This is a genomic window from Phyllobacterium sp. 0TCS1.6A, from assembly GCF_026420825.1.
Classification (GTDB): Bacteria; Pseudomonadota; Alphaproteobacteria; order Rhizobiales; family Rhizobiaceae; genus Phyllobacterium.
Map to the genome: position 1 here is coordinate 356,303 of NZ_JAPMAB010000001.1, position 21,524 is coordinate 377,826.

Annotated in this window: 17 protein-coding genes and 1 riboswitch; of the genes, 9 read left to right on the forward strand and 8 right to left on the reverse strand. The window is 59.3% G+C overall.

Translation table 11 applies throughout. The features are described 5' to 3' along the window. Window positions 1–41: 41 nt before the first annotated feature. Entirely contained in the window at window positions 42–878 is an 837-nt protein-coding gene (locus OSJ75_RS01680) for a helix-turn-helix domain-containing protein (RefSeq protein WP_250013423.1), read from the reverse strand. Window positions 879–995: 117 nt separating this feature from the next. Between OSJ75_RS01680 and OSJ75_RS01685 the strand changes: the two genes are divergently transcribed. After that, window positions 996–2,009: a fatty acid desaturase gene (locus OSJ75_RS01685; protein ID WP_250013425.1), complete on the forward strand. Its 1,014-nt coding sequence runs from the start codon at window positions 996–998 to the stop codon at window positions 2,007–2,009. Between the two features lie 10 nt (window positions 2,010–2,019). Next, window positions 2,020–2,790 carry a phosphate/phosphite/phosphonate ABC transporter substrate-binding protein gene (locus OSJ75_RS01690; RefSeq protein WP_267226478.1) on the forward strand — a complete coding sequence of 257 codons (771 nt, stop codon included), beginning with the start codon at window positions 2,020–2,022 and terminating at the stop codon, window positions 2,788–2,790. Here the strand turns inward: OSJ75_RS01690 and OSJ75_RS01695 are convergent. From OSJ75_RS01695 to OSJ75_RS01715, 5 genes are all read right to left on the reverse strand, one after another. Further along, window positions 2,767–5,343, reverse strand: a complete 2,577-nt coding sequence (locus tag OSJ75_RS01695; RefSeq protein ID WP_267226480.1) for a GcvT family protein — start codon at window positions 5,341–5,343, stop codon at window positions 2,767–2,769. The two genes, OSJ75_RS01690 and OSJ75_RS01695, sit on opposite strands and share 24 nt — an antisense overlap. 59 nt (window positions 5,344–5,402) lie before the next feature. Beyond that, window positions 5,403–6,977, reverse strand: coding sequence for a trimethylamine methyltransferase family protein (locus tag OSJ75_RS01700; RefSeq protein WP_267226482.1), 1,575 nt, complete (start codon window positions 6,975–6,977; stop codon window positions 5,403–5,405). Between the two features lie 167 nt (window positions 6,978–7,144). Beyond that, window positions 7,145–8,212: a quaternary amine ABC transporter ATP-binding protein gene (locus OSJ75_RS01705; protein WP_250013435.1), complete on the reverse strand. Its 1,068-nt coding sequence runs from the start codon at window positions 8,210–8,212 to the stop codon at window positions 7,145–7,147. After that, window positions 8,205–9,092, reverse strand: a complete 888-nt coding sequence (locus OSJ75_RS01710) for an ABC transporter permease (RefSeq protein WP_250013438.1) — start codon at window positions 9,090–9,092, stop codon at window positions 8,205–8,207. The genes OSJ75_RS01705 and OSJ75_RS01710 overlap by 8 nt, the downstream gene beginning before the upstream one ends. Window positions 9,093–9,212: 120 nt before the next feature. Then, window positions 9,213–10,217 carry an ABC transporter substrate-binding protein gene (locus OSJ75_RS01715; protein ID WP_250013440.1) on the reverse strand — a complete coding sequence of 335 codons (1,005 nt, stop codon included), beginning with the start codon at window positions 10,215–10,217 and terminating at the stop codon, window positions 9,213–9,215. A 569-nt stretch (window positions 10,218–10,786) separates the two neighbouring features. On the opposite strand from OSJ75_RS01715, the gene OSJ75_RS01720 reads away from it, so the two are divergent. Beyond that, window positions 10,787–10,924 (forward strand): hypothetical protein, encoded by a 138-nt coding sequence (locus OSJ75_RS01720; protein WP_250013443.1) that lies wholly within the window; start codon window positions 10,787–10,789, stop codon window positions 10,922–10,924. A 298-nt stretch (window positions 10,925–11,222) separates the two neighbouring features. Here OSJ75_RS01720 and mmsB read toward each other — a convergent pair whose 3' ends face one another. Continuing rightward, complete coding sequence (gene mmsB / locus OSJ75_RS01725) at window positions 11,223–12,113, reverse strand: 3-hydroxyisobutyrate dehydrogenase (protein ID WP_267226486.1); 891 nt, start codon at window positions 12,111–12,113, stop codon at window positions 11,223–11,225. Between the two features lie 25 nt (window positions 12,114–12,138). Continuing rightward, a complete protein-coding gene (locus OSJ75_RS01730) occupies window positions 12,139–13,305 on the reverse strand; it encodes an isobutyryl-CoA dehydrogenase (protein WP_267226488.1) in 1,167 nt (388 codons plus the stop codon). A gap of 100 nt (window positions 13,306–13,405) precedes the next feature. Here OSJ75_RS01730 and OSJ75_RS01735 point away from each other — a divergent pair, with 100 nt between their 5' ends. The 6 genes from OSJ75_RS01735 to cobN all read left to right on the forward strand — a co-directional run bounded on the left by OSJ75_RS01735 (window position 13,406) and on the right by cobN (window position 21,513). Further along, window positions 13,406–14,869, forward strand: coding sequence for a cobyric acid synthase (locus OSJ75_RS01735; RefSeq protein ID WP_267226490.1), 1,464 nt, complete (start codon window positions 13,406–13,408; stop codon window positions 14,867–14,869). A gap of 43 nt (window positions 14,870–14,912) precedes the next feature. Further along, window positions 14,913–15,148: riboswitch (cobalamin riboswitch) on the forward strand. A gap of 46 nt (window positions 15,149–15,194) precedes the next feature. Further along, window positions 15,195–15,374, forward strand: coding sequence for a CbtB domain-containing protein (locus tag OSJ75_RS01740; RefSeq protein ID WP_267226492.1), 180 nt, complete (start codon window positions 15,195–15,197; stop codon window positions 15,372–15,374). Between the two features lie 109 nt (window positions 15,375–15,483). Beyond that, entirely contained in the window at window positions 15,484–16,194 is a 711-nt protein-coding gene (locus OSJ75_RS01745) for a CbtA family protein (RefSeq protein ID WP_250013449.1), read from the forward strand. Beyond that, window positions 16,194–16,718 carry a bifunctional adenosylcobinamide kinase/adenosylcobinamide-phosphate guanylyltransferase gene (gene cobU, locus OSJ75_RS01750; RefSeq protein ID WP_267226494.1) on the forward strand — a complete coding sequence of 175 codons (525 nt, stop codon included), beginning with the start codon at window positions 16,194–16,196 and terminating at the stop codon, window positions 16,716–16,718. Before OSJ75_RS01745 ends, cobU begins: the two co-directional genes overlap by 1 nt. A gap of 4 nt (window positions 16,719–16,722) precedes the next feature. Next, the gene (cobW, locus tag OSJ75_RS01755) at window positions 16,723–17,775 is read left to right on the forward strand and encodes a cobalamin biosynthesis protein CobW (RefSeq protein ID WP_267226496.1); all 1,053 of its coding nucleotides are present in this window, start codon (window positions 16,723–16,725) and stop codon (window positions 17,773–17,775) included. A gap of 12 nt (window positions 17,776–17,787) precedes the next feature. After that, complete coding sequence (gene cobN, locus OSJ75_RS01760) at window positions 17,788–21,513, forward strand: cobaltochelatase subunit CobN (RefSeq protein ID WP_267226498.1); 3,726 nt, start codon at window positions 17,788–17,790, stop codon at window positions 21,511–21,513. Window positions 21,514–21,524: the final 11 nt, after the last annotated feature.

Consider the following 21,524-nt stretch of genomic DNA (forward strand, 5'->3'; position numbering starts at 1 on the left):
CTTTATATGTCGGTCAATGCGAATCTAAGCGTCGATGATCTCTAGGCTGTGTTCAGGCCGGCAATATAGGCCGCTGTTTCATGAGCATTTATCCGCGCTACGCGGATAAGCCCGTCAAAATGACGCTGCATCGTCAGAACAGCCTCGGTCGTGTTGAGCACGAGGTACATGCCTCCGACGAAAAGCGCCACTCTATAGGGCCCGAAAACCGTATAGGGCACCGAATAGCGCTCGCGCCCGTCGAAGAGGTACAGCCGGAACGACGGATAGAGCTCGTCCACCAGGCCGGCCATGTGCTTCAACTGTTCGATTCGAACGTCTTGCGGCAGATCTGCCCATATGCCGTGCCCGGAGGCGAAATCATTGAGTGTCTGCACCGGCATGCAGACTTCCATATCCGTTCCGGGCTGGCGGTTATAGTCCAGCCGAAACGCAGTTTCATGCATCTGGACTGACGGGTCGCGCGGAACCATCGAGGTCTCATAGGAAATGACCGCAGGGGTACGCAGAAGATCGGGAATACGGGCGGGAACGTAGCGAATCTTGCTTCCGGTCGCCTCGGCGTGCCACCGCACCAGCAATGTACGTTCGAAATTATCCGGACCCTCTTCCAGCTCCATGCTCGGGCGAAGCTCGCCGGTGATGCCTTCATCATGGCTAAGCCCGAGCAGCCAGTCCAGCGACACAGCATATTTCTCGGCAATGTTCAGCAAGGTCTCCACCCGCGGCAGACGGGTTGATTGGCCGGAAAGCAGCTGTGAAAGGGCTGAACGATCGATTCCTATGGAGGCAGCGAAAGAGGATTGGTTCTCTCCGCTTCGTTCCAGCAGGATTTTCACCCGAGTCTGGAAGAGCCGGGACAGATCCCTCTTATCCACTGCAAGCACTCCGAATGTTTATATTGAACAACATATGCGCTGTTTGGTGCGCAAAATCAACATTCAGTTACGGAAATCTCATTGCTGACACTTGCTGACAATGAGACGATAAATGTCATGGAATCAGAAAGACATACATCTCGCCGCGGCAAGCGGCGCATCGAATGGCCGACGATCGGCCTTGTTTTGGTTTGCTACGGGCTGTGGTTTGCCTCCGGCCTTTATCTTTATCCCGTAAGCCCGCTGCTTGCGCTGTCACTCATGGCAGTGTCGGTCGCCTTGCACTCCTCACTGCAGCACGAAGTCCTGCATGGCCACCCGACGCGGAACGGCTCTATCAACGAGTTGCTGGTGGCAATGCCGCTTGGGCTTTTCTACCCGTATCGCCGCTATAAGTACCTGCATCTGAAACATCATGCGGATGAGCGGCTCACAGACCCCTATGATGATCCGGAGAGCTATTATCGGGCGTTGGGCGATTGGGAGAAATTGCCGTCATTCATCAAACGGCTCCTGAACTGGAACAATACGCTGATCGGACGGGTAACGATCGGGCCGGCCCTAATGGTTATCGGCTTTGCCATCAGCGAGACGCAACTGGTTCTCGGTGGCGAACGCAAGACCCGCGACGCCTGGATATTGCATGGTCTGAGCCTGATCCCGCTCGTCGCGGTCCTGTGGTTCGTCTTCGATATTCCATTGTGGCTCTATGGCCTGACTGCCGCCTATTGGGGATTGTCGATCATTGCTATTCGCACCTATTGCGAGCACCAATGGTCGGAGCGGCCGGATGGTCGAACGATCATCGTCGAAAAATCACCCCTGGCACTGCTTTTCCTCAACAACAATCTTCATTTCGTCCACCATAAACGGCCGACGGCGCCATGGTATGATCTGCCTAAACTGTATCAGGCGCAGCGGGAGGAATGGCAGCGCATGAATGGCGGCTATGTGTTCCGCAACTATCTCGAGATTTTGAAGGCCTATGCTTTCCGCAAGAAGCACGAGGTCGTTCATCCGGTGTTGCGGCGCGATCCCGCTCCCGCACGCGCTTTCCGGCCGCGGCGCCATGGTATAAGCATGCAGGGAGGGTCAACCATGCCCATCCCGGCCGAGCCGCCCAAGGACTGAAGCCCATTACATGATGCCATTCATTGCCGCTTTGCCAATGTATGATTGGCCGGAACGCCGTGCTGAGGTCGACGCGCAGTGGGGTTTGCTGCGTCAGCGGCTGATCGATGCAGGGTTTGACGCGCCGAGCGACCTCGTGCGCCGCAACGGGGATCTTCCGCCTGTGCCTGGCGGTATCATCGGCAAGAATGGCGAGCTTATCGCGCCGGACCCGGCGACATTGCCGCCGGACGAGCTTGATCTTCCGGTGCTGTGGAAGCACCCTTCGCTATTGTTGGCGCAGACCTGCTGGGGGCCGATGGAACTTGGCCTGAGGGACCACGTCCATGTGGTTGGCCAGGACGATTATTCGGGTATCGAGGGCGGGCAGGGCGCCTTGTATTCCAGCGTACTCGTCATGCGCCGCGGCGACGGCGTCCGTGCCGGTGCGCCTGCGGACGGCAATACGATGCTGCCTGTCGAGAAAATGCGAGGCAAGCGGCTCGCTTTCAACAGCCGGGATTCCATGTCCGGCTACCTGGCGCTCGAGCGCGATCTTGCTGCAGTCGGGCTTTCGTTCGGCATATTCTCCGAACTTGTCGAAACTGGCGGACATCGCAGATCGATCGACGCCGTTGCCGAAAATCGCGCCGATATCGCCGCGATCGACTGCAAATCGTGGGATCTTGCATTGAAGTTCACGACGGCGGCGCGCGCCTTGGCACCCGTAGGCTGGACTGCGAGGCGAAAGGGTTTGCCCTTCATCTCCTCGCTGCAGCTACCCGCGGAGCTTTTCGCCTGAAGGATCAAAGGGCGGTTCGACATTGATGCGGGCAGGGCGTCGTTTCCCGAGGATTTCGATCTCGAAGAGCCCGGCGCTTTCGTTTCCTGCAAGCTCGTTCGGCACATAGCCCTGGGCCATGGAATGGCCGACATGATGCGCATAACCGCCCGAGGTAACCCAGCCGACCACGCGCCATTCGCCCTGTACTGCACCGATGTCGCCAATATTCGCGACAGTCTTGCCGCTGCCGTCGAAGCGCGGCGCACCGACGCCGTGGCTGGCCTGAACGATGCCATAATCCTTGGAAACCTTGGCCCAGATCGGCTCATCGCCCATCACATCGGCGGCGTCCGGTCCGGTTGGCACGTCGACGATGAATGATACGCGGCGAAGCTTGCTGTCACCTCCGGCGTCAAACTCTGCCTTTTCCCTCGCTGCCGGCTCCCGTCCGATGAAATCATTCTTGGCCAGCTTGACGAAGCGATCCATCGAGCCTTCATAGGGGCCATAAATCGGCCGCAGCTCGCGATACCAGGTCGGAAAGTTCTTTTCGAGGCGCATCGAGAGCAGGGCGCGCATGCCGAAGTCCACGATGCCATATTCGGCGCCGGCATCCTTGATCGCCTGATAGACAAGACGCTGATAGGCCGGCTCCATCCAGATCTCGTAGCCGAGGTCGCCGGTATAGGAGATCCGGTTGACGCGGCAGGGAGCACCGCCGACAGCCATCTCGCGATAGTCCATGAAGCGGAACTGGCCACCCGAGACATCCTCGTCGACCAGTTTGGCGAGCAGGTCACGCGATTTCGGCCCGGCAATGCTCAGTCCGACCAGGGTCTGGTCGAAACGGTGGATGCGGACCGAGCCGTCGCGCGGCTGGTGCTTCTGGAACCAGCGCATGTGATAACGCTGGGCGGCGGATGAGCCCCAGATGACGAACCGGTCCTCTGCTGCCTTGGCAATGGTGAAGTCGCCGATGAGTTTTCCATCCTCGTTCAACATGGGTGTCAGCACCAGGCGTCCGATCCTCGGCATGGTGTTCGTCATCAACCGGGACAGGAAGGCTTCGGCGCCGGGACCCGTCACCTCATACTTTGCGAAGTTTGCGATTTCGGTGACGCCGACGCTGCGCCGCGTTGCCCGTACTTCATTGCCGACATGGTCGAAATCGTTGGAGCGGTGGTAGGAAACGATATCGCGCGGTTCAGTGCCCTCCGGTGCGAACCAGAGCGGCGTTTCAAGGCCCCAGGAATCGCCCATGACGGCGTTTTGAGCAATCATCCTGTCATAGAGCGGCGTGGTCTGCTGCGGTCTGCCTGCCGGGAGTTCCTCATTGGGGAAGCGAATGGAGAAGCGTCTGGAGTAATTTTCGCGCACCTTGGCATTCGTATAGCGCAGGGTTGCCCACTCGCCGAAACGGGCGACGTCCATTCCCCATACGTCGAAGCCGGGTTCGCCGTGAACCATCCAGTTGGAGAGCGCCAGGCCAACGCCGCCGCCCTGGCTGAATCCGGCCATCACGGCGCAGGCCGTCCAGTAATTGGTGAGGCCCGGGACGGGGCCGACGAGCGGGTTGCCGTCCGGCGCGAATGTGAAGGGTCCATTGATGATCTGCTTGATGCCGGCCTTTTCGATGCCGGGGAAATGGCGGAACCCGACTTCCAGCGAGGGGGCGATACGATCCAGGTCTGGCGCCAGCAACTCGTGGCCGAAATCCCAAGGGGTATTGACGGGCGACCATGGCTTTGCCGCTTTCTCATAGGTGCCGAGCAGGACGCCGTTCCGCTCCTGGCGCGTATAGATCTCGCCCTTGAAGTCCATGACACCGATGAGCTCGCGACCGGTCGATTCATTGAATTCGATGACTTCCGGCATGTCTTCGGTCAGGAGATACATGTGTTCCATGGCGAGGACAGGCAGTTCGAGCCCCGCCATACGCCCGACCTCGCGAGCCCAGAGCCCACCGCAATTGACCACGTGCTCGGCTTTCACCGTTCCCTGTTCGGTTACCACGTTCCATGTGCCATCGGCGTCCTGGGTCAGTTCCACCACGCGATTGCGCAGCGAGATATCGGCGCCGAGCTTGCGTGCCGCCTTGGCATAGGCATGGGTAGTGCCGGAAGGATCGAGGTGGCCTTCGACCGGATCCCACATGGCGCCGACGAAATTGGACTCGTCCATGAGCGGGAACATTGCCCGCGCTTCGGATGGGGTAATGAGCTCGGTGTCCATGCCGAGATAGCGGCCGCGCGCGTGGGCGAGGCGGAGAAAATCCATTCGTTCGGGCGAATCCGCCATCATGACGCCGCCGGTCAGGTGCAGGCCACAGGACTGCCCGGACAATTCTTCGATCTCCTTGTAGAGACTGACGGTATAGGCTTGAAGTTTCGCGACGTTCGGGTCGCCGTTCAGTGTATGGAACCCGCCGGCCGCATGCCAGGAGGAACCGGAGGTCAGCTCGGATCTCTCGATCAGCAATACATCTGTCCAGCCGGCGCGGGCGAGATGATACAGCACCGAACATCCGACTACTCCGCCACCGATTACCACTGCTTTAACGTGCGATTTCATTCGCTTGGGCCTCTTTGATGTGAATATGAATCAGGGGGCTGACAGATTGATTCAAGCAATCAGAAATCCGTCGGCGCGCCGCCTTCCGCCTTGCGCCGTGCGACGAAGGCATCGATCTCTTCTTCGATCGCGGGATCGATTGCGGGTTTGGTATAGGTCGCCAGACGCTCTTTCCAGAGGCGGTTGGCGCGCTGGATGGCTGTAGGCGAACCGGCTTCCTGCCATGTCTCGTAGTTCCGCCAGTCGGATATGATGGGCGAATAGAATGCCGTCTTGTAGCGCGACTGCGTATGGGCAGTGCCGAAGAAATGCCCGCCTGGGCCGACATCCCGCATGGCGTCCACGCCAAGCGCATCCTGCGACAGATCCAACGGGGTCAGAAATTCGGCTACCATCTGCAGCAGATCGATATCCAGCATCATCTTCTCGTATGAACAGCAAAGGCCGCCTTCGAGCCAGCCGGCGGAGTGGAGCATGAAGTTTGCTCCGCCCTGAATGGCGCCCCACAGGGAAAACACCGATTCGTAGGCGGCCTGCGCATCAACCGTATTGGCGGCGCAGACGTTCGAGGTGCGGTAGGGGATGCCATAGCGTCTCGCCAATTGTCCGCCGATGAGCTGCGCCTTCATATATTCGGGTGTTCCGAAGGCGGGTGAACCGGATTTCATGTCCACATTGGAGGTAAAGCCGCCATAGCCGACGGGAGCGCCCTTCTTGACCATCTGCGTGAAGGCGATGCCCGCCAATGCCTCGGCATTCTGCTGCACGAGGGCGCCGGCAATGGTAACCGGGGCCATTGCTCCGGCCAGGGTGAACGGGGTGACGATGACGAGCTGGCCATTGCCCGACATCTGGATGATGCCTTCCATCATCGGGATATCGAGCCTCAACGGTGAATTCGTATTGATGATGGTGTAGCACGACGGTTCGTCCTGCAATTGTTCGCGGCTTATCCCCCGAGCCAGCCGCGCAATCTCTATTCCATCCTCATTTCGCTCCTTGCCGAGCGAATAGATGTGGAATGCCTTGTCGGTGAGGGTGGCAAGGTCTCTGATACATTCGAGGTGCCGAACCGATGGATGGATGTCGATGGGCTCGACGGGATAGCCGCCGCTCATGTTGATGATATTATGCATCTGGGCGAGCTTGAGGAAATTGCGAAAGTCCGCCTGGTTTCCCGAGCGCCTGCCATTGTCGGTGTCGGAGCAATTTGGCGCAGAACCCATCTGGGCGAAGATGAGATTATTGCCACCGAAGCGCACATTATGCGCCGGGTTGCGCGCGTGCATCGTGAATTCAGAAGGCGCATGGCCGACATGCTCAAGGATCATATCCGGGTCGAAACGCACGCGCATGCTGCCTGGGACGATATCGGCGCCGGCTTGCTTCATGATTTCGCGCGCGCCGTCGTGGAGGACATCGACACCGATTTCCCGCAGGACCTGCAGGGAAGCATTGTGGATCGATTCCAGTTCGTCGTCGGAAACGATCTTGGTCGGCGTGATCGGAATGCGAAGCTGGCGGAAGGGTGGCTGGTCGAATGGGCCGCTTGCGACATCGCGGGGCCTTGCCCGTCCGCCACGCCTGCCATGTGCCTGTTTTTCGCTATCGGTTCCCGTTGCGGATTCGCTCATTGCCATGCCCTCAATCGCACCTGATGGTGTGGCTTTCAATATCGCCAAGCGACCGCAAAAGATGCGTGGCCTGAACGACGCTCAGCGCGAGGGAAGCGACATGGCGATTGCCGAAACTTGGTGCGACGACGATGCCGGCCGGCGGCCGGAATGGGATACGCGGCGAGCTATTCCGCGGCTGCGCTGAGATGGCTGATCGGGGTCACCATCGCCTGGATAAGACTGTTCATGCTGATGACGCCGATGCTCTTGCCGGACTCGTCCACCACCGTTGCATATTGCTGGTTGGCGTCGGTCATGGTCTTGGCGGCATCCTCCAAGATCGTACCGGACTTGACCGTTACGCTGCCTAGATCGGGAGGCGTGGCACCGGTCGTTGCTATCGTGTCGACCATGATGACGCGGCCGCGATTCACTTCCTTTACGAAGCTCGAGATATATTCATCGGCGGGCTGAAGGACGATATCCTGTCCTGTTCCCTGCTGAACGATTTCCCCATCACGAAGGATCGCGATGCGGTCGCCGAGGCGCAGTGCCTCGTCAAGATCGTGGGTGATGAAGACGACCGTCTTCTTGATTTCCTTCTGGAGATCCAGCAGGACCGATTGCATATCCATGCGGATAAGCGGATCGAGCGCCGAAAAGGCCTCGTCCATCAGGAGAATCGGCGCGTCATTGGTCAGCGCTCGTGCGAGGCCGACGCGTTGCTGCATGCCGCCGGAAAGCTGGTTGGGATAATTGTCCTCAAAGCCTTTGAGTCCGACACGTTCGATCCAGCGCCGGGCCTGCTCTTCCTGCTTCGTGCGGGACAATCCCTGTATTTCCAGGCCGTAGACCGTATTGTCCAGCACCGTGCGGTGCGGGAGCAGGGCGAACTTCTGGAACACCATGGCGGTCTTGTGCCGCCGGAACTGGCGCAATTCATTCTCGTTCATCTTGCAGACATCATCGCCATCGATAATGACTTCGCCGGCCGTTGGGTCTATCAAACGGTTGATGTGACGGATCAGCGTGGACTTGCCCGAACCGGAAAGCCCCATGACAACCTGAATACAACCGGCTGGCATATCGATGTTGATATCACGCAATCCGAGCACGTGGGCGTGCTTCTCATTGAGCTCAGCTTTCGTCATGCCGTTCTTGACGGCCTCGACATGGGCGGAAGGACGCTGGCCGAAGATCTTGTAGAGATTCTTGATCCTGATGCCAGCGTGCTGTGGTGATGGATTAGCCATGTACGACCTCTTGATGCTTCTGCAGACGCTTGCCATAGGCCTGACTGACGCGGTCAAAAATGATGGCAATGCCTACGATGGCAAGACCGTTGAATAGCCCAAGGGAAAAGAACTGGCCGTTGACGGAGCGCAGAACCGGCTGGCCTAGTCCCTGCACGCCGATCATCGAAGCGATGACCACCATTGCCAGCGCCATCATGATGGTCTGGTTGATGCCGGCCATGATCGTGGGCAGGGCGAGCGGAATCTGGACGTTTTTCAGCCTCTGCCAACTGGAGGAGCCGAAGGCGTCGGCCGCTTCGAGAACGTCCTTGTCGACGAGCCTGATGCCGAGATTGGTCAGGCGTATCATTGGCGGGATCGCGTAGATGACGACCGCGATAAGGCCGGGCACCTTGCCGATACCAAGAAGCATGACGACGGGTATGAGGTAGACGAAACTCGGCATGGTCTGCATCACATCGAGTATCGGATTGACCAAACGCTGGAAACTGTCCGAGCGAGCCATGATGATGCCGATGGGAATGCCGACGACGATGGACACGACGGTGCCGACAAATATCATCGCGATGGTCTTCATCGCGTCGCTCCACATGTCGAAATAGCCGATGAGGAGGAGGGTGATGATGGTGCCGCCGACGATCTTCCAGTTGCGGCTCGCGAGCCATGCAATCCCCGCTATCAGGACGATCATGATTGGCCACGGCGTCGTGGTCATGAACTTTTCGGCCTGGATCAGGAAATATTGCAGCGGCCGAAAGAATGTTTCGATGACGTCGCCATAACTGCGCGTGAAAGCCTTGAAGCCCTCATCCATCGTCTTTTTCAGATTGCGCAGCGTATCGTCATTCATATTCGGGAATGAGTAGAACCAATCCATTTGTTGGTACCCCCTTCTTCGGCCACAACGCGGCTCGTCATAGCAAATTCATAGCTGAGCGTTGCGGCTCAACTGTCCAAGCTTGCGGGTGCGGCGGAGTCTTGCTCCGCCGCATGCAAATTACTGTACTGCGGCCTTGATTTTCTCGGCAGCTTCCGGCGAAACCCAACTGGCCCAGGTCGCCTCATTGTTCTTGAGGTAGTATTTGGCGCCATCTTCACCGGTGGCCTGATTGTCCACCATCCATGCCAGGAGCTTGTTGGCGTCTTCGGTGGAAATCTGCCGCTTCTTCAAATATTCGAAGGCGGGGCCGGCACGATCAGCGAATTTCTTCGTCACGATCGTGTAGATGTCGGCAATGGGCCAGCCGTTCGGCTTGGGATCCGGGCAATCCGCGATGGCATTGCAACGGTTCCATTCCTTCTCGTCCCAAGCCACGCCGTTGTCCAGTTTGACCATGGGATATTTTCCGAGGATCGCCGTTGGGCCCCAGTAATAGCCGAGCCATGGTTCCTTGCGCTCATAGGCCTTGGCAATAGAGCCATCGAGGCCGGCGGCAGAACCCGTATCAACCAGCGTGAAGCCGTTCTTCTCGCCTTCATAGGCCTTGAAGAAATTCGTTGTCGTGATCTGGCATGCCCAACCGGAGGGGCAATTGTAGACAGCACCCTTCTTGGGATCTTCCGGCGAGGGGAAGAGCTCCGGATGTTTCATCGCATCAGCGATAGTCTTGATCTCCGGATGTGCGTCCGCAAAATATTTCGGTACCCACCAGCTCTCGGTGCCACCCTCGGTAATTGCGGGTGCTGCATAGACCAGCTTGCCTTCCTTGACGGCTTTCTCGAGCGGCTCACGAACGGCATTGAGCCAGCCTTCCGGTGCGATGTCCGGCTCGCCTTTTTCGATCATGGAGGTGAAGGTTGGAACGGTGTCGCCGGCCACAAGTTCGGCATCGCAGCCATAACCTTCCGACAGAATGATCTTGTCGAGATTGGCGAGAGCTTCAGCCGATTGCCAGTTCATGTTTGCGATCGTCACGGTACCGCAGTCTTCGGCCGCTGATGCCGTTCCGGCATAACCCAGAAGGCCTGTGACCAATATAGTCGAAGCCAATAGCTTCTTCATGATGGTAGTCTCCCACTCTTTGGACAGTTCACCCTTACGCGAATTACTGCTGGTACTGCCTCACCCAGCTTCGCTTGTGCCATTTGGCATTATTATCCCGGCAGAATGCAATGGTTCCACTGAATAAATGCGGTCTAACGCGACAATGCCTGTCGATATAACGACGCCTGTAAAATGACTGAGTGCCAGTACAAGAATGCTCATGTGAACATCGTAACAAAGCAATAGATGAAAGATCAACGCTTTAAGCCATTTTCTTTATCCTGGACGCCCCTCCGATGTCGCGAAGCTGGCTGAAAGCTAGTAATGGCGGGTCCATATCGGCGTCCTCGGAAGGCGATTGCTTGTGGATTACTGGCTTATCTGATAGCGCCATGCTCAAATTCTGCGCCGGTTGATGACGAGTTCCCGTGCCGCGGGCGGTTTTTGCGGCCTCGCGCATAGCTGGTATGCAAAAATGCATGAGCCGGTACCGTAAATGCGACACGTCGTGACGAATTTCCCTGATCAAAGTTTAAGCAAAGAGCGCATTTGGAGTGCAACAACCACTTCGTTTTTAGGGTGCAGAAATGCTCTATATCTTCAATCGCAACAACCGCGTTCACATCGCCTGGAATGCAACTGAAAAGCGCGACATGGCGCGCGCCAATGAGAAGAGCGGTCTGGCTTCCGCGCTCTCCTTCATTTGGACCCGTTCGGCAGGCTGACACCTGCGGAACCAGCTGGAGGTACACGACCGCCGGCAATACCCATTCAGTTCGTCATCTTGGCGGCGCTTACTCGGCGCCGCTTTTTCACGTCTGAACGCAAAAAAAACCGCCCCATGCACGGCACAGCGCGGTCTTTTTAAAGCCAGAAGCTTGGTATCCTGCCGTCTAGGAAGCAGGACTCCGGTACGCAGTACCTGATCCGGAGTAGGGGCTTTGCAGCTCCGGATAAAGTTTTACCTGCACATCGTTACCGCAAGGTTATCAGCCGCAGCGGAACTGGCGCTGCAACGTGCAACTAGTCGCGCCGTTCGGCCTGGCGCAGATAATTGACGATGCCCGAGAAATCGGAGCCTTCATTTCCGGCCGCCGCGAAAGCCGCATAGATTTCTTCCGCATGCGCTCCGAGTGGTGTCGCGACATGGACACTGGCCGCTGCCTCCTGGGAAAGCTTGAGGTCTTTCAGCATCAGCGCAGCGGCAAATCCCGGTTTATAGTCGTTGTTGGCAGGAGATGTCGGGACCGGACCCGGTACCGGGCAATAGGTCGTCAGCGACCAGCACTGGCCGGACGATGTGGACGCGACGTCGAAAAGTGCCTGATGGGAGAGGCCGAGCTTCTCTGCCAGGGCGAAAGCCTCGCTGACCCCAATCATGGAAATGCCAAGGATCATGTTGTTGCAGATCTTTGCGGCCTGGCCGTTTCCGGCGTCGCCACAATGGACGATGCGGGCTCCCATGTTCTTGAGGAGAGGTTCCGCCGCGGCGAAAGCCTCCGGGGCGCCGCCGACCATGAAGGTCAGCGTTCCGGCTGCCGCGCCACCGATGCCGCCCGAAACCGGTGCATCGACCGAGCGCAAGCCGTTTTCGCGGGCGATCTCATGCGCTTTCCGCGCCGAAGCGACGTCAATGGTCGAGGAATCGATGAGGAGGCTGCCTTTCGGGGCCCGCTTGGCGATTGCCTCATAGACGGAAAGCACATGTTTGCCTGCCGGCAGCATGGTTATGATGGCTTCGGCTTCCGCAACAGCATCCTCGGCACTCGCTGCAATGACGACACCATTCGCCTCGGCCGTAGCGAGGTTTTCGGGCATCAGATCGAACCCAAGCACCTTGTGCCCAGCCTTCACCAGATTTGCGGCCATCGGATTGCCCATATGTCCCAATCCGATAAATGCGATTGTCGTCATCGCGCTTTCCTCCCTCGCTGAACAGTCACCGATCGATCATATGCCGTGCGATGATGACACGCATGATCTCGTTCGTGCCCTCGAGTATCTGATGCACGCGCAAGTCGCGAACGATTTTTTCGATTCCGTAGTCGTGCAGATATCCATAGCCGCCATGAATCTGCAGCGCATCATTTGCGATGGCGAAGCCTGCATCGGTAACGAAGCGCTTGGCCATGGCGGACCATTTCGAGGCATCATGTGCCTTGCGGTCGAGCTTGGCCGCAGCCGTATAGAGCAGTACCCGTGCAGCGGAGATGTCCGTTTCCATATCGGCGAGCTTGAATTGCAACGCCTGGAACTGGTTGATCGCCTTGCCGAATGCCTTGCGTTCGGCGGCGTAGGCGAGGGCCTTGTCGAGCGCCGATTGTGCGCCGCCGAGCGAACAGGCGGCGATGTTGAGCCGGCCGCCGTCGAGCCCGCCCATGGCGATGCGGAAGCCTTCGCCTTCCTCGCCTATCCTGTTTCGGACAGGCACCCGGCAATCGTCGAAAGTCACCGTGCGCGTCGATTGCGCGTTCCACCCCATCTTGTGTTCATTGGCTCCAAAGGAGAGGCCGGGCGCATCCTTTGGTATGATGAATGCCGATATGCCTTTCGCGCCTTCGCCACCGGTTCGCACCATCGTCACATAGAGATCGCTGTCGCCCGCGCCGGAAATGAACTGCTTGGCGCCGTTCAGAACATATTCGTCGCCTTGCCTGATCGCCGTGGTCTTCAAGGCGGCTGCATCCGATCCTGAGCCGGGCTCCGTGAGACAATAGCTGGCCAATTGCTCCATGGCCGTCAGGCCCGGTACATATTGCCGCCGCTGGTCCTCGTCTCCGAAGCGGTCGATCATCCACGTCGCCATGTTGTGGATGGATATGAAGGCCGAAAATGCCGGACAGGCGGCAGCGAGCGCCTCGAAGATCAGCACGGCGTCGAGACGCGCCAGGCCCGATCCGCCGACATCCTCGCGCACATAGATGCCGCCCATGCCGAGCGGCCCCGTCTCCTTGATGATCTCGATCGGAAAATGCCTGTCCCGATCCCAGGCGAGCGCGTTCGGAGCGACCCTGTCGGCGGCAAACGACCTTGCCATATCCTGAATTGCAATTTGATCTTCGTTCAGTTCGAACTGAACCGGCGCGACGTCTGCGGCTGCGTCCATTGTTTCCTCCAACCCACGACCCACTCTATCCAAAGTGTCGATGCGCGCAACGGCCTGCATGGGGCTAGGAAGAGAAAGACATATCCGCTACTCAGAGCCCATGACACGCGCAATCATGTTACAGGGAACAGGCTCGGACGTTGGCAAATCGGTACTGGTAGCCGGTTTGTGCCGCCTGGCACGCAATCGCGGCTTGAAGGTTCGGCCATTCAAGCCGCAGAACATGTCGAACAATGCAGCGGTCAGCGATGATGGCGGCGAAATCGGGCGCGCGCAATGGCTGCAGGCGCTGGCCTGCGGCGTTCCCTCGTCCGTGCATATGAATCCTGTACTCCTGAAACCGCAATCGGAAACCGGCAGCCAGGTCGTCGTCCACGGCAAGGTGAGGGGCAGCGCTCGCGGCAAGGACTACCAGACCTTCAAATCCACCCTGATGGAAGCCGTCATGGAATCATGGGGCAGGGTCGGGGAGGGCGCCGACCTGGTCATAGTCGAAGGGGCGGGATCGCCGGCCGAGATCAACCTGCGGGCGGGAGACATCGCCAATATGGGCTTTGCAACGCGCGCCGGTGTTCCGGTGGTGCTCGTCGGCGATATCGACCGTGGCGGTGTCATCGCGTCCATCGTCGGTACACACACCATTTTGCCGCAAGAGGATCGCGGCATGATCGCCGGCTATATCATAAACAAGTTTCGCGGCGACGTATCGCTGTTCGACGAAGGGTTGAAATCGATCACCGATTTTACCGGCTGGCGTTCCTTCGGCGTTGTTCCATGGCTCAAGGATGCGGCGCGCCTGCCGGCGGAGGATTCGGTCGTGCTGGAGCGGCTGACCCGAAGTGCCGGCCCCGCGCTGAAAATCGCCGTGCTGGTGCTCGACCGGATCGCGAATTTCGACGATCTTGATCCACTCGGCAGCGAGCCGGCCGTCGAACTCAATTGGGTGCACCGAGGCGAGCGGATACCGGCCGATGCCGGCCTTGTCATCATTCCGGGCTCCAAATCCACCATCGGCGATCTTCAGCAGTTGAAAGCGAATGGCTGGGATCAGGATCTTCATCTCCATCGCCGGCGGGGAGGCACGATTGTCGGCATTTGTGGCGGCTACCAGATGCTTGGGCGCAGCATATTCGACCCTGACGGCATCGAGGGACCTGCGCGAGAGGTCGATGGTCTTGGTTTTCTCGACGTCACGACCATCATGGAGCCTGAAAAGACCGTGCGCAATGTGACGGCGCATTCGCTGCATTTCGACTTGCCGCTGGAGGGATATGAAATCCATCTCGGCAGGACTGCCGGGCCCGATTGCACCCGGCCTGCGACGCGTATCAATGGGATCGATGATGGAGCGACTTCCGCTGACGGCAAGGTTTTCGGAACCTATCTCCATGGATTGTTCGGCGCCGACGATTTCAGGACGCAGTTTCTGCGTTCGATGGGAGTTGTGGCGGAACCGTCGAATTACAAGGCAGGCGTGGAACTCGCCCTTGACGCCATCGCCGCGCAACTCGAGCAGGTTCTGGACATCGATGCGCTCCTTTCCGTCAGTTCGATCTCCCGGTGAAGGCCATGGCGGATTTGTTTTGACATTTCGCGCGCTTGGTGACTAACGTTCGGGATTGATTGGTTCCCGCTTGGCCAAAGGCTTAGGGATCAAAAGGGAATACGACGACCGTACCCATCAGGGCGGTCCAACCGTAGCCGACCCCGCGACTGTAGAGCGGATAGGATCATGCCATCGCTGCGAGCCGAAGCGCTTGCAGCAGCCACTGGGAAACCGGGAAGGAGGCAAGGATCTTATGACCCGCGAGCCAGGAGACCTGCCAGTCAAAGGGCAATAATGCCCAGAACCGAAGGATTGTCCCTTCTGGCCCTGCACGGAGGTTGTTATGGCTGCCACTTCTACTTCGAATACGATTTCCATACCGCTTGCTTCGCGTATGACGACCGCTGTCGTCTCGCTGCTGCTCGGTGTCTTCATCATTTATGGCGTCGGCATGGCCCATTCCGACATGCTGCACGATACCGCGCATGATACGCGCCATTCCTACGGTTTTCCCTGCCACTGAGCCGAAGCTGAATCTGATTCTTTAGCGCGCTTGATTGCCGAAAAACCTGCGGTTTTGACCGATATCGTTGCGGTATCGGCACAATCGTATTCCGATGGGGACTGAAACCATGTTGGTAAAATATCTTCTGGCTACAATCGTGGCCGGATTGTTCGCCGGTATCCTTCTCACGCCGGCCATGTATGTCCGAAACGTACCTCTGATCCTGCACGCCGAACAATTCGAAGGCGAGGGCGGGCATTCGCACGAATCGGACCATGCGGCGCAGGGTGCCGCTGCGACGCCGCATGAACATGCCGAGGAGGCCGGGGCAGAACTCCCGTTAGGACGGCTTGGCAATACCTTGCTGATCAATCTCGTTGCGGGTGCGGGCTTTGCACTGGTGACCGGCGCAGCCGCCCTGTTTCTCGGCCGTCGCATCACGTTGCAGAACGGCGTCTATTGGGGTCTGGCAGGGTTCTTCATCTTCAACTTCGCACCCGCTTTCAGCCTTGCGCCGGAACTGCCCGCAATGCCCGCTGCCGATCTCGCGGCCCGTCAGACCTGGTGGCTGGTCACAGTTCTGCTCACGGCCGGCGGCCTCTATCTGATCGTGCTTAAAGATTTCATCTGGGCGAAGATCGCCGGCATTGCGCTCATCGTCGCGCCTCATCTCTACGGCGCGCCCGAGCCCGATAATCTCACCTCGCCGGTTCCGCCGACGCTGGCATCGGAATTTGCCGTATCGACGTTGGCGACGAACCTCTTCTTCTGGGCCGTACTCGGTATCTCGCTGGGCTGGCTCCTGCAGACTTACGCTCAATCGGAGCTTGAAGTCTGATGCATGAACTGGATCGCGGCTGCACGCTCGTGCTTGGCGGCGCGCGGTCCGGCAAGTCGAGCTTTGCCGAAGGACTAGCCGAAAGTTCAGGCAAGCGCTTCGTCTATATCGCAACCGGGCGTGCCTGGGATGAGGAGATGACACAGCGTATCGCGCTTCACCGACAAGGACGTGGCGCTTCGTGGGTGACGGTAGAAGAGCCGCTCGATCTCGTTGCGGCGCTGGAGGCGAATTGCGGGGCGGAGAATGTGGTTCTCGTCGATTGCCTGACGCTATGGCTGACAAACCTCATGATGGCTGAAAAGGATGTGGACGAGGAAATTGCGCGGTTCGTCGCGCTGCTGCCCAAGCTGGAAGGCGCGACGTTGCTCGTATCGAACGAAGTGGGCCTCGGCATCGTGCCGGAGAACCGCATGGCGCGCGATTTCCGCGACCATGCCGGCAGGCTCCACCAGGCGGTGGCCAAGGTTGCCGCGAGTGTTTATTTTCTGGCAGCCGGGCTGCCGCTCAAAATGAAGGGATAATGAAATGCAGGGGCACAAGATTCCGGCGACGGTAATCACTGGTTTTCTAGGATCGGGCAAGACGACGATGATCCGCAATCTGCTGGAAAACGCAGATGGCAAGCGTATCGCGCTGATCATCAACGAATTTGGCGATCTCGGCGTCGATGGCGGACTGCTCAAGGGCTGCGGCATCGAAGCCTGCCGGGACGAGGACGTCATCGAACTCAACAATGGCTGCATATGCTGCACCGTGGCCGATGACTTCATTCCGACAATGACCAAGCTGTTGGACCGCGAGGATCGGCCTGATCATATCGTCATCGAGACGTCCGGCCTGGCACTACCCCAGCCGCTGGTGGCAGCCTTCAATTGGCCGGAAATCAAGACGCAGGTCACCGTCGATGGCGTTGTGACGGTCATCGATGCCGCTGCGGTCTCCGAGGGCCGTTTTGCAGATGATCACGGCAAGGTCGATGCACAAAGGGCGCAGGACGAATCGCTCGATCATGAGAGCCCGTTGGAGGAGCTGTTCGAAGATCAGATCAGGGCGGCCGACCTTATCGTTCTCAACAAGGCGGATTTGATCAGCGAGACCGGACTGGCCAGCGTCAAAAGCGACGTGCAGAGCCGGTCGAGCCGATCGCTCAACATGGTGCCGGCAAGCTTCGGCAAGCTCAGCACGCAATTGCTGCTCGGGCTCGGCGTCGGCACGGAAGAAGATATCGCCAACAGGAAATCGCATCACGAGCTTGAACATGAGGCCGGCGAGGAGCACGATCATGATGAGTTCGAGAGCTTTGTCGTGGGTCTTGGCCCGGTTGCCGATCCGAAACCCTTCATCGAGAAGCTGAAGGACGTGATCGCGGGCCATGATATCCTTCGTTTGAAAGGCTTCGTGGACGTGCCGGGCAAGCCGATGCGTCTCGTCATCCAGGCGGTGGGCCGGCGGATCGAGCATTATTTCGACCGGAGCTGGAATCCCGGCGAGGCGAGGGAGACGAAGCTTGTCGTCATCGGCCTGCACGATATAGACAACGCGGCCATAGAGGCGGCGATCCAGTCTGCCGCAGCCTGACGGATATCAGATATGCATTTGTTGCTGGCGCAGAAAGGCACGATTGCCGAGGGCAATGAAGCGATCGACCTTGGGCAGACCCCGGGCGATGTCGTATTTCTCTCGGCTGCCGATACGGAACTCGCCAGCCTGGCTTCGGCCCGGCGCGGCGAGGCCGGCTTTTCGCTGCGTCTGGCAAACATGATGGCATTGAGCCATCCAATGTCGGTCGATGCCTATGTCGAGCGTACTGCCCGTCACGCCCGGCTCATCATCGTCCGCATCATAGGCGGCGAAAGCTACTGGCCCTATGGGCTGGAGGCGCTGCACGCCTGCGCGGTCAATCACAAGATCATGCTTGCCGTTCTGCCCGGCGACGACAAGCCCGATCCGGGCCTCGACAGGTTCTCGACGCTCCCGCAGGCCGATCGCGACGCACTCTGGCACTATCTTCTTGAGGGAGGGGAGCAGAATTCGCGCCGTTTTCTCGACTATTGCGCTTCCCTCGTCCATGGTTCGGAGAGGCCCGAGGAGGCTTCGCCGCTGCTCAAGGCCGGACTGTGGTGGCCTGAGCTTGCAGCTCCGGCATTGGATGATGTTTCCAGACATTGGCAGGTAGGCGCACCCGTCATAGGCATCTGCTTTTACCGGGCGCTCGTACAAAGCGGACAGACCCGGCCCGTCGAGGCGCTTGTCGCGGCGCTGTTGGCGAAAGGGCTCAATCCGCTGCCGATCTTTGTCGCCAGTCTCAAGGATGCGGTGTCCGTTGCCATCGTAGAGACGCTGTTTGAACAGGCGTCTCCGGCCGTCGTGCTCAACGCAACCGGTTTTGCGGTTTCCGCACCGGGCAGCGCCCGCAAGCCAACGGTGCTCGAGAAGGACGGAGCAATCGTCCTCCAGGTCATTTTCTCGGGTTCGAGCCGCGAGCAGTGGCAGGAAGCAGGGCAGGGACTATCGGCACGTGACCTTGCCATGAATGTCGCCCTGCCGGAGGTTGACGGCCGCGTTCTTGCGCGCGCGGTTTCGTTCAAATCCGCCCGGCAATATGACGAGAATGTCGAAGCGAATATCGTCTCGCACGAGCCGCTCGCCGATCGCGTCGAATTCGTGGCTGATCTTGCCGCCAATTGGGCCAGGCTCCGCGCTTCCGCGCCGCAAGCGAGGCGCGTGGCGCTGGTCATGGCCAATTATCCAAGCCGCGATGGCAGGGTAGGCAATGGCGTTGGTCTCGACACGCCGGCCAGTACGTTGGGAATACTCGGCGCCATGCGTGAGGCGGGTTATGCTGTGAGTGATCTGCCGCCGGATGGAGAGGCTCTGCTGCGGCAGCTTGGTGCAGGTCCGACCAATGCCGGGATTCGTGGCCGCGAGGTGCGTGAGACGATTTCCGTCAATGATTACAGGGATTTCTTCCGGTCGCTTCCGGAAAAGGTTCAGGCCGAGGTAACGGCGAGATGGGGCGCACCTGAATCGGACCCGTTCTTTATCTGCTCCAAGGGACTATTCGCGCTGCCTATTTGCAGGTTTGGCGGCACATTGGTTGGCATCCAGCCGGCGCGAGGCTTCAATATAGACCCAAAAGAGAGCTACCACTCGCCCGACCTTGTTCCGCCGCATGGCTATTTCGCCTTTTATGCCTTTCTGCGCCTTATCTATGCGGCCCACGCCGTCGTTCACGTTGGCAAGCATGGCAATCTTGAATGGCTGCCCGGCAAGTCTCTTGCACTGTCGAATGCGTGCTATCCGGAGGCTGCGCTCGGGTCATTGCCCCACATCTACCCGTTTATCGTCAACGACCCGGGCGAGGGCACGCAGGCGAAGCGCCGCGCTTCGGCAGTCATCATCGACCATCTGACACCGCCGCTGACGAGGGCTGAGAGCTATGGTCCGTTGAAGGACCTCGAAGCGCTGGTGGATGAATATTACGAAGCTTCGGGCGTCGATCCTCGCCGACTGGTGCGATTGAAAGCGCAGATTCTGGATTTGGTGCGGGACATCGGCCTCGATCACGATGCGGGCATCCATGGGCATGACGCTGACGATCTGGCGCTGCAGAAGCTCGACGCCTATCTCTGCGACCTGAAGGAAATGCAGATCCGCGACGGTCTGCACATATTCGGGCAATCGCCGCAGGGGCGCCTGAAGACCGACCTGATCGTCGCGCTCTCTCGAGTGTCGCGTCATTCCGGCGAAGGACGCGACAAGAGCCTGCAGCGCGCCATCGCCGCTGATCTGGAACTGGATATCGACCCGCTGGATTGCGACATGGCCGCGCCGTGGGAAGGTCCGAGGCCGGAAATGTTGCAGGCGGTGTCCGCCGATCCGTGGCGGACCAACGGCGATGTCGTCGAGCGGATAGAACTATTGTCCGCCAGCTTCGTAAGCGGCGAACTTGGCTGCCCGTATGGTTGGCCGGCAACCGCCGCGGTCCTTGAAGGGATAGAACAGGAGATCGCCCCTGCCATCGACCGTTGCGGGGCCAACGAGATCAACGGTTTGCTGGCGGCGCTGGACGGGCGCTTTGTCGAGCCGGGGCCGTCCGGGGCGCCGACGCGCGGCCGTCTCGACGTGCTCCCGACCGGCAGGAACTTCTTTTCCGTCGATACCCGCAGCGTGCCGACACCGGCTGCCTGGGCGCTAGGCCAGAAATCGGCAGAGCTTCTGGTCCGACGCTATACGCAGGATCACGGTGAATGGCCGAAATCCTTCGGCCTGACGGCGTGGGGCACCTCCAATATGCGCACGGGAGGAGACGATATCGCGCAGGCGCTCGCCCTCATCGGCGTCAAGCCTGTCTGGGATATGGCCTCCCGCCGGGTGACGGGCTATGAAATCCTGCCCGTTTCGGTGCTGGGACGGCCGCGCGTCGACGTGACATTGCGCATCTCCGGCTTCTTTCGTGATGCATTTCCCGACCAGATCGCGCTTTTCGACCGGGCGGTCCGTGCTGTCGCGAAGCTCGCCGAGGACGAAGACGACAATCCCATCGCGGCGCGCGCCAGCAAGGACCGGCAGCGGCTGCTGGCGGAAGGCGCTGACGAGAAGCTTGCAGAGCTGAGCGCCGGCTTCCGTGTCTTCGGCTCCAAGCCTGGAGCCTATGGGGCGGGGCTGCAGGCCCTGGTCGATCATGGCGAGTGGACCGAACGCGACGATCTCGCCGAAGCCTGGCTCGTCTGGGGCGGCTATGCCTATGGTGCCGGCGAAGAAGGCAAGGCGGAACGCGGGCTGTTGGAAGAACGCCTGCGCGACGTGAGCGCGGTGGTGCAGAACCAGGACAATCGCGAGCATGACCTGCTCGATTCGGATGAATATTACCAGTTCGAGGGCGGCATGGCGGCGGCGATCGAGAAGGTGGCGGGAGAGCGGCCCGCGATCTACCACAATGACCATTCGCGCCCCGAGAAACCTGTCATCCGGACGCTCGAGGAAGAGATCGGCCGGACCGTGCGTGGCCGCGTCACCAATCCGAAATGGATCGCTGGCGCGATGCGACACGGCTATAAGGGTGCCGCCGAGATGGCTGCGACGGTGGATTACATGTTTGCCTTCGCTGCGACGACGGGGGCGGTCGGCAATCATCATTTCGAAGCCGTCTATGCGGCATTTCTTGGTGATGAAGCCGTTCGGGCATTCCTGCAGGAAAAGAACCCGCATGCCTTGCGCGAGATGGCGGAGAAGCTGGAAGAGGCGGCGGCAAGGGGACTGTGGACGCCCCGGTCCAATTCGGCGCGCTACGAATTGAGCAGGCTGGCAGCTTGAGAAACAGATTC

What these genes read in the sequence shown, in the direction of transcription:
- OSJ75_RS01685 (WP_250013425.1), top strand. Translation starts at nt 996, where the DNA reads ATGGAATCAGAAAGACATACATCTCGCCGCGGCAAGCGGCGCATCGAA.
- OSJ75_RS01690 (WP_267226478.1), top strand. Translation starts at nt 2,020, where the DNA reads ATGATGCCATTCATTGCCGCTTTGCCAATGTATGATTGGCCGGAACGC.
- OSJ75_RS01695 (WP_267226480.1), bottom strand. Translation starts at nt 5,343, where the DNA reads ATGAAATCGCACGTTAAAGCAGTGGTAATCGGTGGCGGAGTAGTCGGA.
- OSJ75_RS01700 (WP_267226482.1), bottom strand. Translation starts at nt 6,977, where the DNA reads ATGAGCGAATCCGCAACGGGAACCGATAGCGAAAAACAGGCACATGGC.
- OSJ75_RS01705 (WP_250013435.1), bottom strand. Translation starts at nt 8,212, where the DNA reads ATGGCTAATCCATCACCACAGCACGCTGGCATCAGGATCAAGAATCTC.
- OSJ75_RS01710 (WP_250013438.1), bottom strand. Translation starts at nt 9,092, where the DNA reads ATGGATTGGTTCTACTCATTCCCGAATATGAATGACGATACGCTGCGC.
- OSJ75_RS01715 (WP_250013440.1), bottom strand. Translation starts at nt 10,217, where the DNA reads ATGAAGAAGCTATTGGCTTCGACTATATTGGTCACAGGCCTTCTGGGT.
- OSJ75_RS01720 (WP_250013443.1), top strand. Translation starts at nt 10,787, where the DNA reads ATGCTCTATATCTTCAATCGCAACAACCGCGTTCACATCGCCTGGAAT.
- mmsB (WP_267226486.1), bottom strand. Translation starts at nt 12,113, where the DNA reads ATGACGACAATCGCATTTATCGGATTGGGACATATGGGCAATCCGATG.
- OSJ75_RS01730 (WP_267226488.1), bottom strand. Translation starts at nt 13,305, where the DNA reads ATGGACGCAGCCGCAGACGTCGCGCCGGTTCAGTTCGAACTGAACGAA.
- OSJ75_RS01735 (WP_267226490.1), top strand. Translation starts at nt 13,406, where the DNA reads ATGACACGCGCAATCATGTTACAGGGAACAGGCTCGGACGTTGGCAAA.
- OSJ75_RS01740 (WP_267226492.1), top strand. Translation starts at nt 15,195, where the DNA reads ATGGCTGCCACTTCTACTTCGAATACGATTTCCATACCGCTTGCTTCG.
- OSJ75_RS01745 (WP_250013449.1), top strand. Translation starts at nt 15,484, where the DNA reads ATGTTGGTAAAATATCTTCTGGCTACAATCGTGGCCGGATTGTTCGCC.
- cobU (WP_267226494.1), top strand. Translation starts at nt 16,194, where the DNA reads ATGCATGAACTGGATCGCGGCTGCACGCTCGTGCTTGGCGGCGCGCGG.
- cobW (WP_267226496.1), top strand. Translation starts at nt 16,723, where the DNA reads ATGCAGGGGCACAAGATTCCGGCGACGGTAATCACTGGTTTTCTAGGA.
- cobN (WP_267226498.1), top strand. Translation starts at nt 17,788, where the DNA reads ATGCATTTGTTGCTGGCGCAGAAAGGCACGATTGCCGAGGGCAATGAA.